This window comes from Nostoc sp. CCY 9925 (genome assembly GCF_963920935.1).
Taxonomy (GTDB): domain Bacteria; phylum Cyanobacteriota; class Cyanobacteriia; order Cyanobacteriales; family Nostocaceae; genus Nostoc.
The window spans coordinates 1-17985 of the sequence record NZ_CAWUDO010000127.1; the positions used below are offsets into that span (position 1 = coordinate 1).

General features: G+C 42.1%; 10 protein-coding genes and 1 pseudogene. 5 read left to right on the forward strand and 6 right to left on the reverse strand.

Annotated features, from left to right (window positions below):
• Nucleotides 1–322: 322 nt before the first annotated feature.
• The 3 genes and pseudogenes from ACM0OY_RS35120 (at nt 323) to ACM0OY_RS35130 (ending at nt 3780) form a co-directional block, all read left to right on the forward strand.
• A complete protein-coding gene (locus ACM0OY_RS35120; RefSeq protein ID WP_414573376.1) occupies nt 323–3100 on the forward strand; it encodes a COR domain-containing protein in 2778 nt (925 codons plus the stop codon).
• A 228-nt stretch (nt 3101–3328) separates the two neighbouring features.
• Nucleotides 3329–3526: a hypothetical protein gene (locus ACM0OY_RS35125; protein ID WP_414573377.1), complete on the forward strand. Its 198-nt coding sequence runs from the start codon at nt 3329–3331 to the stop codon at nt 3524–3526.
• Nucleotides 3526–3780: pseudogene (locus tag ACM0OY_RS35130) on the forward strand (hypothetical protein). The gene ACM0OY_RS35125 and the pseudogene ACM0OY_RS35130 overlap by 1 nt, the downstream one beginning before the upstream one ends.
• Before the next feature lie 32 nt (nt 3781–3812).
• Here the strand turns inward: ACM0OY_RS35130 and ACM0OY_RS35135 are convergent.
• From ACM0OY_RS35135 to ACM0OY_RS35145, 3 genes are all read right to left on the reverse strand, one after another.
• Nucleotides 3813–4436 (reverse strand): Uma2 family endonuclease, encoded by a 624-nt coding sequence (locus ACM0OY_RS35135; RefSeq protein ID WP_414573378.1) that lies wholly within the window; start codon nt 4434–4436, stop codon nt 3813–3815.
• Nucleotides 4437–4446: 10 nt separating this feature from the next.
• Nucleotides 4447–6147, reverse strand: coding sequence for an RluA family pseudouridine synthase (locus ACM0OY_RS35140; protein ID WP_414573379.1), 1701 nt, complete (start codon nt 6145–6147; stop codon nt 4447–4449).
• A 118-nt stretch (nt 6148–6265) separates the two neighbouring features.
• The gene (locus ACM0OY_RS35145; protein WP_414573380.1) at nt 6266–7618 is read right to left on the reverse strand and encodes a hypothetical protein; all 1353 of its coding nucleotides are present in this window, start codon (nt 7616–7618) and stop codon (nt 6266–6268) included.
• 687 nt (nt 7619–8305) lie between these two features.
• Between ACM0OY_RS35145 and pip the strand changes: the two genes are divergently transcribed.
• Nucleotides 8306–9256, forward strand: a complete 951-nt coding sequence (gene pip, locus ACM0OY_RS35150; protein WP_414573381.1) for a prolyl aminopeptidase — start codon at nt 8306–8308, stop codon at nt 9254–9256.
• Between the two features lie 279 nt (nt 9257–9535).
• Here the strand turns inward: pip and ACM0OY_RS35155 are convergent, their stop codons facing one another.
• Both ACM0OY_RS35155 and ACM0OY_RS35160 read right to left on the reverse strand, forming a co-directional pair.
• On the reverse strand, nt 9536–9973 hold the full coding sequence (locus ACM0OY_RS35155) for an NUDIX hydrolase (RefSeq protein ID WP_414573382.1): 438 nt from the start codon (nt 9971–9973) through the stop codon (nt 9536–9538).
• A gap of 132 nt (nt 9974–10105) precedes the next feature.
• Entirely contained in the window at nt 10106–11011 is a 906-nt protein-coding gene (locus ACM0OY_RS35160) for an AraC family transcriptional regulator (RefSeq protein WP_414573383.1), read from the reverse strand.
• A 247-nt stretch (nt 11012–11258) separates the two neighbouring features.
• Between ACM0OY_RS35160 and ACM0OY_RS35165 the strand changes: the two genes are divergently transcribed.
• Entirely contained in the window at nt 11259–11993 is a 735-nt protein-coding gene (locus ACM0OY_RS35165) for an SDR family oxidoreductase (RefSeq protein WP_414573384.1), read from the forward strand.
• A gap of 340 nt (nt 11994–12333) precedes the next feature.
• On the opposite strand, the gene ACM0OY_RS35170 is transcribed toward ACM0OY_RS35165, so the two are convergent.
• A complete protein-coding gene (locus tag ACM0OY_RS35170) occupies nt 12334–17784 on the reverse strand; it encodes an AAA family ATPase (RefSeq protein ID WP_414573385.1) in 5451 nt (1816 codons plus the stop codon).
• Between the last annotated feature and the right edge of the window lie 201 nt (nt 17785–17985).

Genomic DNA, 17985 nt, shown 5'->3' on the forward strand with positions numbered 1-17985 from the left:
CGAGGATAAAAGGTGCAACGTCGAGGATAAAAGGTGCAACGTCGAGGATAAAAGGTGCAACGCCGAGGATAAAAGGTCAAACTATTAACCTTTTTACTCGACAGTTCGTGTTAAAAGGTGCAAGCTTCGAGTTCAGAAGTGAAATGATGAGGTTTTGAGGGGGAGTTTAGACGTGCAGGAGAGGGCGATGTCTACGACGGGCTACGCCTACGCGCTAATGCAATCCTTGATACAGGCTACATTATTAATTAATTAGCTCAATTTCTCTGCTGCGCGTCCAAGCAGAAACTCGTCGTCAGACATCACCTTAATAAAACCCCAAATGACTAACGAAGAACTGCTGGAAATTATTGAACAAGCTGCCAAAGACAAGGTGACAGAATTAGACCTTTCTGGCAAAGGCTTAAAAACATTGCCAGCGGAAATTCAGCGGCTTACTAAGCTGCAATGGCTCGACCTCTACGACAATCAACTAAGCAGCCTGCCAGGGGAAATTGGACAACTCACCAACCTGCAATCCCTCTACCTCTACGGAAATCAACTGAGCAGTCTGCCAAGGGAAATTGGACAACTCACCAACCTGCAATCCCTCCACCTCAGCTTTAATAAACTGAGCAGTCTGCCAGGGGAAATTGGACAATTCATCAACCTCCAAACTCTCAACCTCAGCGACAATCAACTGAGCAGTCTGCCAAGGGAAATTGGACAACTCACCAACCTGCAAACCCTCTACCTCTACTTCAATAAACTGAGCAGTCTGCCAGGGGAAATTGGACAACTCACCAACCTGCAATCCCTCGACCTCAGCTTTAATAAACTGAGCAGTCTGGCAACGGCAATTGGACAACTCACTAACCTGCAATCCCTCGACCTCCGCTTAAATCAACTGAGCAGTCTGGCAACGGCAATTGGACAACTCATCAACCTCCAAACTCTCAACCTCAGCGGCAATCAACTGAGCAGTCTGCCAGGGGAAATTGGACAACTCACCAACCTGCAATCCCTCTACTTCGACAATAATCAACTGAGCAGTCTGCCAAGGGAAATCAGGCAACTGCCAAACCTAAAAAGACTGGATCTTCGTAGAAATCCAGTCCCCATTCCACCTGAGATTTTGGGGTCGAAGAACTTAGATGAAGACCCCGGCGATGTAAATGAAATTCTCGATTTCTATTTCCGAGTCGAAGATCCAACTGAAACCGAACCTTTATACGAGGCAAAATTCTTGATTGTTGGCGAAGGGGGAGCAGGTAAAACCTCTTTAGCCAAGAAAATCAAGGATGAAACCTACCAACTCCAACCAGAAGAAAAATCAACCGCAGGCATTGATGTTATTCAGTGGAAATTCACACTGCCTAGTGGGCAAGATTTTCGTGTTAACATCTGGGACTTTGGCGGACAAGAAATCTACCATCATACGCACCAGTTTTTCCTTACTGAACGTTCTCTATATGCTTTAGTTGCTGATACTCGCCAAGAAAACACAGATTTTCCTTACTGGCTCAAGGTTGTGGAACTGTTGAGTGACAATAGCCCTGTCTTAATTATCAAAAATGAAAAACAAGACCGTCAGTGCCAAGTCAATGAACGGCAATTGCGGGGAGAATTTACTAACCTTAAGGAAACTCTTACAACTAACCTAGACACTAATCGAGGTTTAGCCGAGATAAAAGACACTATTAGGCAATACATCAGCAAGCTTCCCCATGTGGGTACACCTTTACCAAAACTCTGGGTGAGAGTTCGAGCCGCCCTAGAAAACTATTCCCGCAATTACATCAGCGTCGAAGAATATTACAGCCTTTGCCGAGTCAATAGTTTAACTGACCGTAAAGACATGCTGCAACTGAGCCGCTATCTACACGATCTTGGGGTTTGTCTGCACTTTCAGGGCGATGCACTTTTAAAAAATACTGTCATTCTCAAACCGGAATGGGGCACCAGCGCCGTCTACAAAGTTCTGGATAATCAGCAAGTCATAAAAAACAAAGGTCGTTTTTCTAAGCAGGATCTTGCACATATTTGGCAAGACGTAGAGTATGCCGATATGCAAGACGAACTGCTACATTTGATGATGCGATTTAAGCTGTGCTATGAAATTCCAGGTAATCCCGAAAATTATATTGCACCTCACCTACTTTCTACCAATCAGCCTGATTATAACTGGGATGAATCTAACAATCTCATCCTGCGCTACACTTATGATTTCATGCCGAAAGGTATTATTACTCGCTTTATCGTCGAAATGCATTCTTTAATTGAACAACAATCCCTCGTTTGGAAAACAGGTGTTGTTCTCAGTAAAGAGCAAACTCGTGCAGAAGTTATTGAACAATATAATCAACGAGAAATTAAAGTCCGCGTAGCAGGAAAACGCAAGAAAGAACTGCTAACAGTAATTACCCATGAAATGGAGAAAATCCATAAGTCTTACGAACGTTTACAATATCAAACACTTGTTCCCTGTAACTGTGATAAATGTAAAGAGAGTCAAATGCCTTATTCCTACCCTCTAAAAGAACTGTACGAATTTCGGGATGCTGGTGATTACCAAATCCAGTGCCGTAAAGGTCGTCTGATGGTGGATGTCCGTAGATTAATTGATGATGTTTTCTTGACTTCACAAAATCCGCAAATCCCTATGTATGAACCTATAACCAGAAATCAAGTTTTCATCAGCTATAGTTATCAAGATCAACACTGGCTTACCAAACTTCAGAAACACCTCAAACCAATGATCCGCAACCAAACTTTGGTTGCTTGGGACGATAGTAAAATTCAACCTGGTGCAAAGTGGCGCGATGAAATTGAAAATGCTTTAGCAGCAGCCAAAGTGGCAGTATTGTTAGTTAGCCCTGATTTTTTAGCATCAGATTTTATTGCTGATAATGAGTTACCCCCATTATTAGATGCGGCTGAAGCCGAAGGACTAACGATTATTTGGATACCTTTGACTTATAGCGGCTATGAAGAAACAGAAATTGAAAAGTATCAATCAGCGCACCCTCCCAATCAACCTTTAAAAAGCCTGAATTCTGCACAAGAGGATCAAGCTTGGATGAATATTTGTAAGAAGATTAAAGCAGCAATTGTTCGGTAAAAGATAGAGAAGATTTTCTCTTAGTGGTAATGTGTCAAAACACTGTCTTTATTCTTAGATGTAAGGTTTATCTTGATTAGACTAGGATTATAATGTAATACGGTTCAGTTAAGGGTTATTGGTATAAATAATTGGTCTTTGAAGACGCGATTTATCGCGTCTCTACATGAGGGTTTTGTTGCTCATTCTCAACCGTATTGGATTATAATCACCAACCAAAAGGCAATTATGACACTTGAGCAAATAGAAGCTGCTATTCTGAAGCTTCCGCCTGATGAATTCCAAAAACTTATAAAATGGTTTTCAGATTTGGATAATCAACGCTGGGATGAACAGTTAGTAAAAGACATTGAAGATGGCAAGTTGGACGATTTAGCCCAAGAAGCGACCGCTGATTTTGAAGCTGGTCGCTATCGAGAAATCTAATGCACTACACTAATCGTCGGTTTTGGGAATCTTACGACGCTCTACCTGAAAATGTGTAAAGGACAGCCGATCAATGCTATGAGTTGCTTAAAGCCGATCCATCTCACCCATCCCTACATTTCAAAAAAGTTGGCAAGTATTGATCAGTCAGAGTCGGACAAAACTACCGAGCATTGGGTGTAGAAGTCCAAAAGGGGATTTTATGGTTTTGGATCGGCACGCACGCAGAGTACGATAATCTTATTGGCAAATAGTAGCATACTAGCGATCGCTAATAGTTGCTTACTTACCCAACTAAAAAGTTTCTTAACCACTTAATCGCCTCACTTGTTGTTTCTTCATTTGCAATTTGAAAGCATTGCTGCACAATTTCTGCAACGTTAGGAAAGTAAATGCTTTGTGTAATTGCGTAGCTTTCACCCTGCAATCTATAAACTAATAACTGCTTATTTTTTAACAGCCAAATCTCTGGCACTTTATAAGGAAGATAATCATTAATATCTGTATAACTAGTAACATCTATCTCAATTACTAAATCTGGTGGAGGATCGTTTTGCCAGTCGATACGCTTCTTACCTACCACGGCTCTCCAGTTTTCAATATAAAAGCAATAGTCAGGCTCGATACCGCTAAATTGTGGCAAACTCATGGTAATTGGCGTAAATGAATCGTATCTTTGCTCTAAACGATCTAGCAAAACCTGAGCAATATTCGCCAACAAGCTGACATCTCTTCCATGCTCTGGTAGCGGTGTCATTAACAAAATCTCTCCTCTTCGATATTTAATCCGAGGCAAACTGCGATCGCCAAGTTGCTCACTGAGTGCTTGATAATCTTCCCAAGATCCCAAAAGTTTCAACACCGCACCGGCTGGCAACTCGATTTTTTCTGGTGTAATTACGGTATTCATAATGATAAATTTAAAACGGTGTCTTTACTTGGAGATGAAGAGTTTGTTCCAATCGCGGATGCTCGAAACGAAGTTCCCTAGCGTGTAGATATAACCGATTAGCATTTGCACGGCATCCATAAAGGCGATCGCCTAAAATAGTCACCCCCAGTCCTTGCACATCTGCCGCGTGAACTCTCAATTGATGGGTACGTCCTGTTAGGGGCGTAAACTCTACGCGGGTGTAATCTCCTTCCCTCCCCATCACCTGAAACTGTGTCAAACTCGGTTTACCGCGCTGCCAATCAACTTGCTGATAAGGGCGATTTTCAGGATCTCCCCACAATGGCAATTCAATTGTACCTTGCTCGACTCTCACAAAACCTGCAAGTAAAGCCTCATAAACCTTGTGAACCCGTCGCTGCTGGAACTGCTGGCTGAGTTCTCGATGAGTTTGGCGATCGCGTGCCAACAACAAAATACCAGATGTTTCTTGATCTAATCGATGCACAGATGCAAGCGTCACACCATCAGGTAACAGATTACACAAGCGACTCCAAACACTATCTTGGCGATCGCCATAACGCCCAGGTACCGAAAGTAGTCCAGTCGGTTTGTCCACAGCAATCAGCCATTCGTCCTCATAAATAAAAGTCACCTCTCCCCCAACCCCTCCCCTATCAGGGGAGGGGCTTCTTACTCCCCCTTCCCTGCTAGGGAAGGGGGCTGGGGGGTTAGGTTTCAAGCCAGAGAGCAAAAACCCCATCAATGGCTGACATCGTTCGGCACATGCTCCATAAAATTCTCCCTGGATTTTATCTTGATTTACTGAAGACGCTCCCCACCAAAATTCTGCCATTGCCAACGGTTTGAGATGATGTGTAGCGGCATAATGGAGTAGTTTTGGGGCACAACAGTCTCCAGTCCCCGTGGGTGAGCCTTCTGGCATCAATTGTTGCAACGATCGCGATCGCCCAGCAAAATTAGTCAGGCTGTAGCTAGCGTGCATCTGAGCTTGTAATTCTCGTGACAGTGCTTTACGCTGTTGTTTGAGTTCTCGAATTCGCGCATCTGCGGCTGTAATCAACTGCTGGAGGGGTTGCAATACTTCATTTTGCTGGCGTTTAAGTTGTCGTCGTTCAATTCCCTGCTGACGACTTTCGGCGTCGAGTTGTTCAAGGGCAATAGTCAAGGCTTCTCCAGTGAGAGTATTGCAGATTTGCTGACGTTTTTGTTGTCGTTGATGTTTGCAATGGCGATGGCGATCGCTCATTGCTTGTAGTTGCTGCTCAAACTCACCACACAAAGTTTCGTACTGCTGGCGTTCGTTGAGTTGCTTCAAGGTGAGGATTTCTTGCTTGATGGCGTCTAACTCTCCCAAAGTGCGGGCTTCCTGGAAAGCAACTTCGTCTCTTCCAGGTATTGGTGGCACCCAGCCCTGAACCACACTACAACCATACAAAAGACCAGAGAAAGCTTTGAGTACCCGTTGTTCGCCATTAGGCAATTCAACTAATAATATTCCATACATTTTGCCTTCATAAGAATAACAGTCATCTTTGGCAAGATGTTGCATTAATCCGTGGGCGATCGCTTCGGACAATGGAGTGCGGGGTAATATTAAGCGATCGCCACTTTGAGGACACCATCCTTGATAGTAATAACTAGGCGATGAGTCACTAACAGCAAAATCCCAGTCTAGGAAATCGGAAACAGGGTGCAGAACTACCATACAAGGTATAATTGCCAATCTGACTGAATATCTAAAATTATTAATCATTGCTGAACAAAAAGATCCCCGACTTCTTGAAGAAGTCGGGGATCTAAGCCTTAAATTAATTCTCAATTATTTAACCAGAAGTATTAGAATAATCGCTCTCTGGTGGATTGTTTGTTTCTGCGCTTTCCGGTGAATTGTATGTTTCTGCTATTGGCTGTTGTTCGTATGAGTTATCTTTTTGGGATGTAGATTGATCTGGTGCTTTTACCATCCCATGCTGCTCTTGTCCTCTCAGTCCCAGATATGTAGCGGAACTAATTCCTTGTAGCGTCAAAAGTGTTTCATCAAATTCTGGCATTGCCAGATTTTTTACGACCTCCCAAATAAAGAATAGTCCGATCGCCACTGTCCAAATGAATGTTTGAAATCGATGAAAATTGACTCCATTAATATCTGATAATATATCTAGGAAAAATCCTTCAGAAACACGTTGAGTACCCTTTCTTTTCTTATCATCTCCCTGTCCATCAATTAACGAACTACCAAACGCCGTTACGGAATTAATTCCTAATAATACTAGAGATTGTTGGGTTAAAATATTGGTATAATCTCCTGTTATGCCATAGATAATCATGTAAGAGCCAAAAATTATTAATGTCCAAAAAGCCAGTTGAGATACCGATAGGCTGAAAGGATTTTGATTAATTTTTTTTCGACCAAGAAAGAATTGAGCAATGCGGCTTTTCCGTTGTTGAGGTTCAGTGTTAACTTGTTCTGGTATTAACAATTCCTCACCATTTATCACCTCTTTTTTCGAGTAAACTCCTTCTATGCCAGAACTACGAAGAGTGTTTCGGCAATACCTAGTGAATAATATAGCAACAGCCAAAAGTAGAAGAAGACACAGCCAAAAGCGCCACGATAACAGAACTATCCTTATTTGCGGAGGTGATTGAGGATCGCTGACTGGAATGGCAATTTTATTGGGACAGCCTACGCCAACTATCACATTAATACTGTAGTTACTAGCTCTACCAATCAGGGCGTTCCACACGTCTTCAGATGGATCATTACGTTCAAGTCGAAAGGCCAACCAATTCTCATCAACGACTCTTTTTTTATCTTTATCCTCAACGATAACGATGGTTGGTTGTGCGTATACATCTTCTAGTTCATAACCATTCAAGTACAAGACTAATTGCCGAGGATCGAATGGATTGCCTTTAGTCGCCGAATTTGTGGCTGCTGCCAATCCTTCAACTCTAACCTTAATGCGATCGCCCATCTTAACTTGTCTACCACCATTGTCGCCAACAACTTGTTGAGTTCTGAGATTAGGAGGAACTGAACAAGTCCGAGATGGTGCAAAATTCAGGGAAGGAACATCAGGAGTATCTTGAGCAACGACAGCAAAGTTGAAAGAAAGAATTAGAGAAAACACCAACACAAAAATAGCAGCAAATCTTTTAGTATTCCTATGCATTGAGCGGTATTCCAAAGCGATCAGTATATCGGTAGTTTAACCATACTTGAGTCACTCCAAATATTAAAAAATTTGTCTGAAAAGTAAGTAGACCAATCGCTAGGGGTACAGCATTACTCTTTCCCTACAATATATGTGTATGACTTACGCAACAACTCTCTGACACTCTGATTTATCAGTGCTCTCTGTCTTCAAAAGTTATGAGTGCAGGGAACCCCCTCATCCTTTTCGCTGTGTCCTCTGCGGTTCTATTTTCCGTTACCTGTGGGTAAATTCTAATGTAGTTCAATTAAATGAAAACTACTGTAATTTCTATTTTTGACAAGTGTGAATGCGAGAGAACAAAGCAACAGATAATCGCCACCAAGAAACAGTAGCGATCGCACTCTGCCATTCCCAAACACCCAATATCTTTACCCACCAAACTTGCTCAAAAAAACCAAAGTAAGGTAACTGACCATTGGGAGCATCGTCATTTACGTTTAGCTGACTATAATCTATCCAAGAATCTTTTAAACGTCACCCAGAGCGATTGGCAAAATCAATACAAATTTCAGACTAAAGCGGCAGCTGCTCTTTTACCCCTTCAAAATAATAATTATTATTACTTAGATGCTGAGAAATTTATTCTTTGGGACAATTTATTCTTTGTAAGTCCCTGATTATATTCCTGATAGGATATCTAAAATGCGAGAACTTTACCCAGCGATCGAACCATACCGAGAAGGAAATTTACAGGTTTCTGACCTGCACACTATTCATTTTGAAGAGTCCGGTAACCCCCAAGGTCAACCCATCGTTTTGCTGCATGGAGGGCCTGGTGGTGGATGTCCAGCTTTTTATCGCCAATATTTTCACCCAGAAAAATGGCGGCTGGTGATGTTTGACCAACGTGGTTGCGGTAAAAGTAAACCCCATGCTGAATTAAGAGAAAACACTACTTGGGATTTAGTCAGTGATATCGAAAAACTGCGCCAACATTTAAACATAGAAAAATGGACAGTCTTCGGTGGCAGTTGGGGTAGCACTTTATCATTAGCTTATAGTCAAACCCATCCCTCTCGATGCACGGGACTAATTCTTCGTGGTATCTTTATGCTCAGGCAAAAAGAGTTGCGATGGTTCTACCAAGAAGGTACTAGCTATATTTTTCCTGATGCTTGGGAAGAATATTTAAAACCAATTCCCATAGATGAGCGTAACGATCTAATTGCAGCGTATTATAAACGCTTGACTAGTCCAGATTTAGAAATTCAATTGACAGCGGCGCGTGCTTGGTCAATTTGGGAAGCTAGCACAAGTAGACTTTTTTTCGATCCAGAACTCATGCAAAAATTCGGCGACAGTGAATTTGCCTCAGCTTTTGCTCGTATTGAATGCCATTATTTTATGAATAAAGGATTTTTTGAAACAGAAGATCAATTACTTTTAAATGTTGAGCACATCCGCCATATTCCGGCAGTAATTGTTCAGGGACGTTATGATGTAGTTTGCCCGATGATCTCAGCTTGGGAATTACATCGCTCTTGGCCAGAAGCCGAATTTATTGTGATTCCAGATGCTGGACATTCTATGAGTGAACCAGGAATTTGTAGTGCTTTGATTGAGGCAACAGATAAGTTTGCAAACTTACAGTAGAATTCATACCATTTGTTTGTCAGGCTGCGGCAAATTCTCTTAGCTTCTTCTTTGTTCCTTTGTTTGCGTTCTTCTCTAACGAGACGCTCCGCGAATGCGCCCTTTGCGGTTAGTTCCTCATATAGTTTGGCGCATCTTTATAGAGAATTGCTATAACTCTTTGAGAATCCAAAATCTGTCTTGAAAAGCTTTGAGCGGAGTAAACCTCCGCTCAAACTTTTTGCAAAATCCCTAATCAAAAATAGTATGACTTCTGAATTCTGAATTCTGAATCCGGAATTAGCATCGAAATGCACAAGAGGAAGATTTGACCTGAAAAAAACTTTTCATGACTCGTTTGAGAGAACTAAACTTGATACACCTGATAGCTTGATTAACTTCTACCCACTGGCGTTTTCTTTTAGTTGCTTCTGGATAATCTTCACTCAGAATATCCACTGGCAATAAATACATTTTGACTCGGTAGGCTTTGCCTTGTTTGCGGTATTTGTAAGTGCCCAATTGATTGGCGTCCACTTGCCCAATCACCCCTGCTTCTTCCCATGCTTCTTTGGCTGCTGAATCGGGCGGACTCATTCCTGAAGGAATATCTCCTTTGGGAATTACCCAATGCTGTTGATTACGAGTTGTAATCAACAATATTTCGACTTTACCGTTGTTAACTCTATAAGGAATAACTCCAGACTGTTTAAGAACTTTGCTAATTTTTCGACCCATGCAACTTACATCCTGTACTGTTTAATTGTTTTGTACAATGTTTATTTCAGAAAGTCGAGAGCTGATACCGGGTAATTTTTGATTTATTTTTTTGTTGATAAATTTCTTTTTGCCACTACTCCCCACTCGCTTTTACGTTTCTTGACCACTTTTTAGCCGAGCGATGTCACGCAACGGTGGTGCGCCGAACAATCGACTGTATTCACGGCTGAACTGTGAGGGGCTTTCATAACCCACGTAATGACTAGCTGTTGCGGCATCCATGCCCTGCCCCAACATTAAGCGACGGGCTTGTTGGAGCCTGAGTTGCTTTTGATATTGTAAAGGACTCATGGCAGTGACAGATTTAAAATGATGATGAAGAGATGACGGACTCATGCAGGCTTCACGAGCGATCGCCTCAATCCGAAATGGCTTTTCATAGTTCCATTTGAGCCAGTTAATCGCTATGCTGATCCCGTGGAGTCGTTTATCGACTAGAGCAATCTGTCGCAATCGCGCACTTTGTTCGCCTGATAGCAAACGGTAAAGAATTTCTCGTACAACCAAAGGCGCGAGGATACCAATATCTTGCGGAGTTTCTAACAAGCGTACAAGTCGGATGGCTGCATCCAGCAGTTGGGGACTAACAGGACTCAAAGACAAGCCCGGTTCTGGTTGTTGGTTATCAGGAGCGTCTAGTTTCGCCTCCATCATCAGTGTACTGAGTTCTCCCGGATCTAAATCTAGCCGCAGGCATAGATAGGGAACGCTTGGCGTCGCTTCAATCACTTGACCGACCACAGGCAGATCGATAGACACCACCAAACATTGATCTTGTCCATAAACATACAAATTGTCCGCCAACATCACCTGCTTCTTGCCCTGAGCGACAATGCACAAAGCAGGCTCATGCAGGGCATGGAGAGGCGCGGTTGGTTGCGAGGAGCGGATTAAAAACAACCGCTCGATCGCCGTGGCATGGACACCATCTGCGTTGCTGTTCTGTGCAATTAAAGCGGCTAACTCGGACTGCTGCTTTCTAACTGTCTGTTCCATAATCTCATTGGAAATCTTTTATGAGACTAACATTCAGGGCAATCGCAATATATTCAACCACTTCTGTCAGCCCATCTTTTCAGCGTAGGTAAGAAAAAGAATGCAGGATTAGGCAAGAATTCAGCAGGTTCAGATTACCGTACCAGGCTTTGACTCTCTTAAATTAAGAGTGTGCCGGACATCCAATCAATCCAAGGTTCCGCGCAATAGCGAACTATTAAATACCTCAACTAATTAATACCTTTTTATGACTACCAACCAACAAAAAGTCGTACTAATTACAGGTGCAAGCAGCGGTATTGGCGAAGCAACAGCACGTCTACTGGCTCGCAAGGGTATCCACGTCGTGCTGGGCGCACGGCGCACTGAGCGCCTAGAAACCCTTGTGGCTGCAATCCGCTCTGAGGGCGGCTCGGCAGAGTACCAGACTCTCGATGTCACTCGTCGCGCTGACTTCCAAGCCTTTGTAGAATTTGCCCAGAGCAAATTCGGGCGCGTTGATGTCATCGTTAACAATGCCGGCGTCATGCCACTCTCGAAGCTAGAAGCGCTGAAGGTCGATGAATGGGACTGGATGATCGACGTGAACATCCGTGGCGTACTCAATGGCATCGCCGCCGGACTGCCCCTGATGAAACGCCAGGGGTCTGGCCAGTTCGTCAACCTGTCCTCCATTGGTGGACACGCCGTTTGGCCAACCTCTGCCGTTTACTCAGCTACTAAGTTCGCTGTGTTGGCGATTTCCGACGGACTGCGCCAGGAAAATACCGACATTCGTGTGACAGTAATTTCGCCGGGTGTAACTGAGTCCGAACTGGCCGATAGTATCACTGACGCTGAAGCCGGCAAAGGGATGCAGGAATTCCGGAGGATAGCACTTCCGGCTGAGGCCATCGCCAGAGCGATCGCCTTTTCCATCGACCAACCAGACGATGTAGATGTCAACGAGATTATCGTGCGCCCCACAGCCAGCCCGTATTGAAGCTCAAGCCACAGTCATACCATCAGGACTTACGCACTCAGATCCCCCAACCCCCTTAAAAAGGGGGCTTAGAGGTTCCCCCTTTTTTAAGGGGGCTAGGGGGGATCTATGTTTCAGGCTTCAGTGCGTAAGTCCTAACCATTTCACTTTAAAATCGATACAAATAGGCAGCAGGGGGCAGGGGGAAAGAATTTAAAGACTAATCATTTGTATCAGAATTTTCGTGAATTGGTATAAGACTTTGCGATGCTGATTAGCAAAGCTGTCACAGAATAATTCGTAATTAAGCAATTTATTAATTACGAATTAAAAATTAGGATTGCAATGCCATCGCCCTGGGTTAATCCTGAGCCTGAATCGGTATGATAATAGTAAATTCAGTTCCCTGGCCTAGTGTAGAATTTACATCCAGAGTCCCGCCATGTTTTTCTACCACAATCTGATGGGCGATCGCCAGACCTAAACCTGTACCTTTGCCAACACCTTTAGTAGTAAATAAATGGTCAAATATTTTTTGTCTGACTGATTCATTCATTCCTTTACCATTATCAGCAATAGTAATTTTGACATTTTTATCTACCACTGAAGTTGTAATTTTAATTTGGTTGGGATTGGATTTGATTTCCTCAAAAGAGTGGCCATGATTTGCTTCTTCTAATGCATCAATGGCATTAGCCAAGATATTCATAAATACCTGATTTAATTGGCCTGGAAAACACTCAATTTGTGGGAGATTACCATAATTTGTGGTTACTTCAATCGCAGGATGTTGTTCATTTCCCTTGAGACGATGTTTCAAAATTAAAATTGTGCTATCTATACCCTCGTGAATATTGAAACGCACTTTGTAATCTCGATCTGCACGGGAGAAAGTTCTTAAACTGGTGCTGATATTTTTCAAGCGATCGCAGGCGATGGTCATGGAATCAATCATCTTGGGTAAGTCTGCTAAACTATAATCCAAGTCAATTTCTTCGGCATGGTCTCTAATTTCATCCCCTGGATTGGGTAACTTTTCTTGATATAGTTTCAAGTGTTCAACAATATCAGCAAGAGTGGGTTTAGCTTGTTTAAGACTGGCAGCAATAAAACCCAAAGGATTATTCATTTCATGAGCTACCCCAGCAACTAAGTTACCCAGTGCAGACATTTTCTCGCTTTGCACGATTTGTAACTGTGCCTGTTGTAAATCTTGTATTCCTTGTTGCGCTTGTTGATAGAGTTTGGCATTTTCCAAAGAGATGGCGGCTTGAGTGCAAAGTAAATTCAGCAGTTCAACGCGCTCATGGGTAAATGCCCCAGTTACTAGATTGTTCTCCAGATACAGCACACCAAGCAGTTTGCCTTGATGTAAAATTGGCGTACACACAACACTCTTGGGCTGTTGGCGTAAAATGTAAGGCTCGGCTAATAACAACGGATGCTCCATCGCATTCGCAATTACAGTCGGTTTTAAGCTACGTCTGACGGTGTTAACCAGACTCGCAGGCACATCCTTGCTTTCTGACAGCAGTATGGACTGCAAAACCACCGCAGGTTGCCCAACCTGAGCCACTCCCTCGATATTGAGTTGATTGCCATCGAGCAACATCAACACACATTTCTCTGCACCTGCGGTTGCGGTGACGATTTCTAGCAGCACTGACAGTAGCTTATCGAGTTGAATTTGGCTCGATAGGTTTTGAGAGGCTTTGAGGATAGCACTCACGTCCAGAGCTGTAGATACACCACTACCGCTGCCTGATGAAGAAGTTTGAGAAATAAATCGGCTTTCAGTGGCATAGACAGTTTCAGTAGCTGTAAATCCTGTAGCAGACTGTTCGAGAATTGTTACTAACAATTGCGGATAGCGTTGTTCTAAGTTAGCAACTTTGGCTTTTGCACCCCAACGGGCATAACCGTAGTAGGCTGCAATTAAATAATTCTCAGCGATGCGCTCTTTGCCCCAGTCGAGGTAAAATTTAGCAGCGAGTTCGTTAGCGATCGCTTCTTCTTGGATATACTCGTTCTCTTTAGCTCCTTCGATGGCGCGATCGTAAAATTCTATAGCTTTGGCTTTGTTACCTTGCACTCGCTCTCGTTCTGCTTCGACTAAATAAAACTTGTGCAAAAAATTCATTGGTGCATGGTCGGCCCATAGCTGAATCTTTTGCTGGTTGTTTGTGACTCGACTTAAGATATATTCTTTTTCTGAATCTGGCACTGATGAATAGATTGCTAAGTGCGCTAAGGAATCATAAAAATTGAATACTAGCACGAATATAGTTCCTTGGATTGCATCTAAATACTCTTCAGCTAGTAGTGCATTTTCCCATGCTTTTTGATATTCTCCAAACGTATAGCAAAGCATGAGTTTGTTGAAATATAACTGGTAAATACCAGTGCGATCGCTACCATTATTCAGCAGTGATAAACAAGTTTCTTCATCGCAGATTTCACCTCGCAAACTGCATAAATTTCCCAAGGGATTTAATAAATTCAGAACTGATTGCTGATAGATGCCTAGTATACATGAAATATTTTCTTGCTTCAGTTGAGCCAAGACATCACTTGTGGTTGCCATTTCTTCTTGTAATAGAGTTAACTCACTCCCGACTAAATATGAATTTTGGCATTTCGTTAAGGCAGCATAACCAACAAATTCTAAGTTGCCACTTTCCAGTGCGCTTTGATAGCTATCCCATAAAATTGGTAATGTTTCTTTCACATGAGCTTTGCCAAAAATTGTCGAACATCCCGCCACCATAAATGCAGATGCTTTCATCTCTGGGACATTGAATTTTTCTGCTAACTTTAAGGCTAATTTGCTGGATTGATAAGCCAATTCAATATCTTGAAAATTTTCATTTAAGAGAATAGCGTAACAAGCGTAACCATAGCTTGAGAAAACTGAATTGCCGTAGTTAATTGATAAGTTTACCAGTTTGCAGATCGCCAAGGGAAATATTTCGGGTGCGGCTTGATAAGTAGCAGTACCAATACTGTTTAATATCCTTGCAGCTGCTAGTTTATCGATATCTGTCATCAAAGGCAAGTTAATCAAGTCTTCGATATTCTTGCCATTTAGATTACTTGCAGTTTGAGCAAGTGCTTGCTGAATGTCTGAGGAATTCGGCGATTCGGGTATACTTACTCCCACTAATTCCAAAGCTTCTAACCCAATTTTGACAGCTTGGAGCTTTTTGGCTTGTGCCATTTCAGCTTGGATTTTAATAGCATAAACTTTCATTTTGTCGATGGAAGTTTTTGCCTGTTGGAGAACAATATCTGCAAATTGCTCCATCTGTTGAAAATCACCACTGAGGTAGGCGGTTTCTGTTGCTAGTTCATGGAGTGGTAAGGTGAGGTCATACTGTGTTTGCCAGCAAGACTCTTCCTCGCCAAGGTTCAACAAACAGACGCCTGTGGTGGAATACTCCAAAGCTGCGGTGTAGGCTGTTGCGACTCTGGCTTTTTGTCCAGCTTTGAGATTGAGTCCAGCGAGTTGGATTTGCTGCGAACGTTCCAGAATTAGGGATTTGCCAGTGTTGAGTTGATTGACAATTTCAAACAGGTTTTGTTCTTGTTCTGTGGCTTTTGTATTTTTGAGTAGCAATTGCCCAATTTTCAGGTGCGTTGCTTGTTTTTGGTCATCTGGAATCAAGGAATAGGCAGCTTGTTGGACGCGATCGTGCAAAAATTTATATGTAATGGTCATTTGTCCTTGGTCATTGGTTATTGGTTGTAGTTCGTCTACCAATGGCAAATGACTATTGACAAATGACTCTTGTTGATAAAATTTATAAACCTCACTTTGCGGCAAAATTAACCCTTCTTGTAATGCCTTCCACAAAGCAGCAGCGGTTTCTAGCTCTGATAATTGAGAAACGATCGCTAATGTTTTTAAATCAAACTTATTTCCAATACAAGCAGCTAACTGTAACACAAATTGAGTAGATTCAGGTAACTTTCGCAATTGCCATACCATAAATTCCACTACATCTTCTGTTAGGGCTTGCTGATTTACTTGGGCGATGTCACATTGCCAACAGCCTAACTCTAAGTTGAACTCAATTAACCGATCTTGATGTAAAGCTTTGAGAAACTGTGTACTAAAAAACGGGTTACCTTGAGTTTTTTGATATACCAGTTGCGATAGCGGAAATGCCACATCTTCTCGGCACACAAGCGTATCAGCAACTAAATGATTTAATTTCAAACAAGGAAGTGGTTGCAAGCTAATTGTCTGAATTTTTGCACCAGTTTTACGAACCTCATCCAACACCAACATTAAAGGATGTGCTATTGATACCTCATTATCTCTATAAGCTCCAATTAATAATAAATATCCCAGACTTGCTTCATTCATTAATAATTGCAGAAATTTCAAAGAAGCCGAATCTGCCCACTGCAAATCATCCAAGAAGATTACTAAGGGATGTTCTTGATTTGCAAATATTTGAATAAATTTTGTAAATAATAAATTAAATCTGTTTTGGGCGGCAGTTCCTGATAGATCTGGTATCGGTGGTTGTTTGCCTATAATTATTTCTAATGCAGGAATAACTTCTATGATTACCTGTCCGTTTTCACCTAATTTGCCAAGGATTTTATCTTTCCATTGTGCAATTTGGCGATCGCTTTGGGTTAAAATTTGCTCAATTAAACTCCGAAACGCTTGCACCAAGGCAGATAAAGGAATACTGCGATTAAATTGGTCAAATTTACCTTTGATAAAATATCCCCGTTTCCTGACAATTGGTTTGTGAACTTCGTTAACGACGGCAGTTTTACCAATTCCAGAGAAACCTGCAACTAACATCAGTTCGCTGCTACCAAGACTAACTCGTTCAAAGGCTGCTAGTAGTTGTTCAACTTCGTTTTCTCTACCATATAATTTTTCGGGAATGATAAAGCGATCGCACACGTCCCGTTGACCGATAATAAAAGGAGCGATCTTTCCTGTTTGCTGTAATTGCATCAAGCAATTTTCTAAATCAAATTTCAGTCCCAACGCACTTTGATAGCGGTCTTCTGGGTTTTTTGCCATCAATTTCATCACAATATCTGACAAGACTTGCCCAATTTCTTCCCTTTTATCTCCTAATTGATTTGGAAATTTTGCAATATGACAATGCACCAATTCCATTGGCTCATTAGACTCAAAAGGAAGTTGCCCAGTTAGCAATTCATAGAGAGTAACACCCAAGGAATAAAAGTCGCTGCGGTAGTCAATACCCCGGTTCATTCTTCCTGTTTGTTCTGGTGACAGATAGCTTAATGTTCCTTCTAACCCATTGGGATTTTTGATTTCGCTGGTTTCTTTTGGTAGCAACGAAGCAATACTAAAATCTATCAGCTTGACTTGTTTTGTCTGGGGATGAATCAGAATATTGGCAGGTTTGATGTCTTTGTGAATGACACGATGATAGTAGAGTTCGTGAAGAATATCTGTTAGTTGTAGGGAAATTTCCAAAACTTCAGTTACCGAAAGTAATTGGTCTTGGGCATATAGTCTTAAGGAAACGCCACCAAAATCCTCCATCACTAGGGCGTAACTATTGCGGTATGGTTCCAAGCACAAGAAACGCACAACTCCTGGAATCTCTAAGTTGTTGGCGATGGTGTATTGATTGCGAAACTGCAATAGTTCATGGAAAGTAGGGTACTCTCGTTTAAGGAGTTTGATGACTACTGATTGGCTATCTGACTCTCGTATTGCCCGATATACTATTGTCCTAGAACCACAATAAAGTTGCTCGACGAGATTGTATCCGGGAATCGAAAAGGTCAAATCTAATACTGTGTTCATTGCAACTGACTCCATACCAAATTTTAATATTGTATGAGTCAGTATTACCTTGTATGGTATAAAAGTAGCCAATAGAGATTACACTGAGTTAATTAATATTATTAATACTATTATATCTGCTATAATTACTGAGCCTTTGCGACTTTGGGCACTACATTTGCGACTTCGGGCACTACATTTGCGACTTCGGGCACTACATTT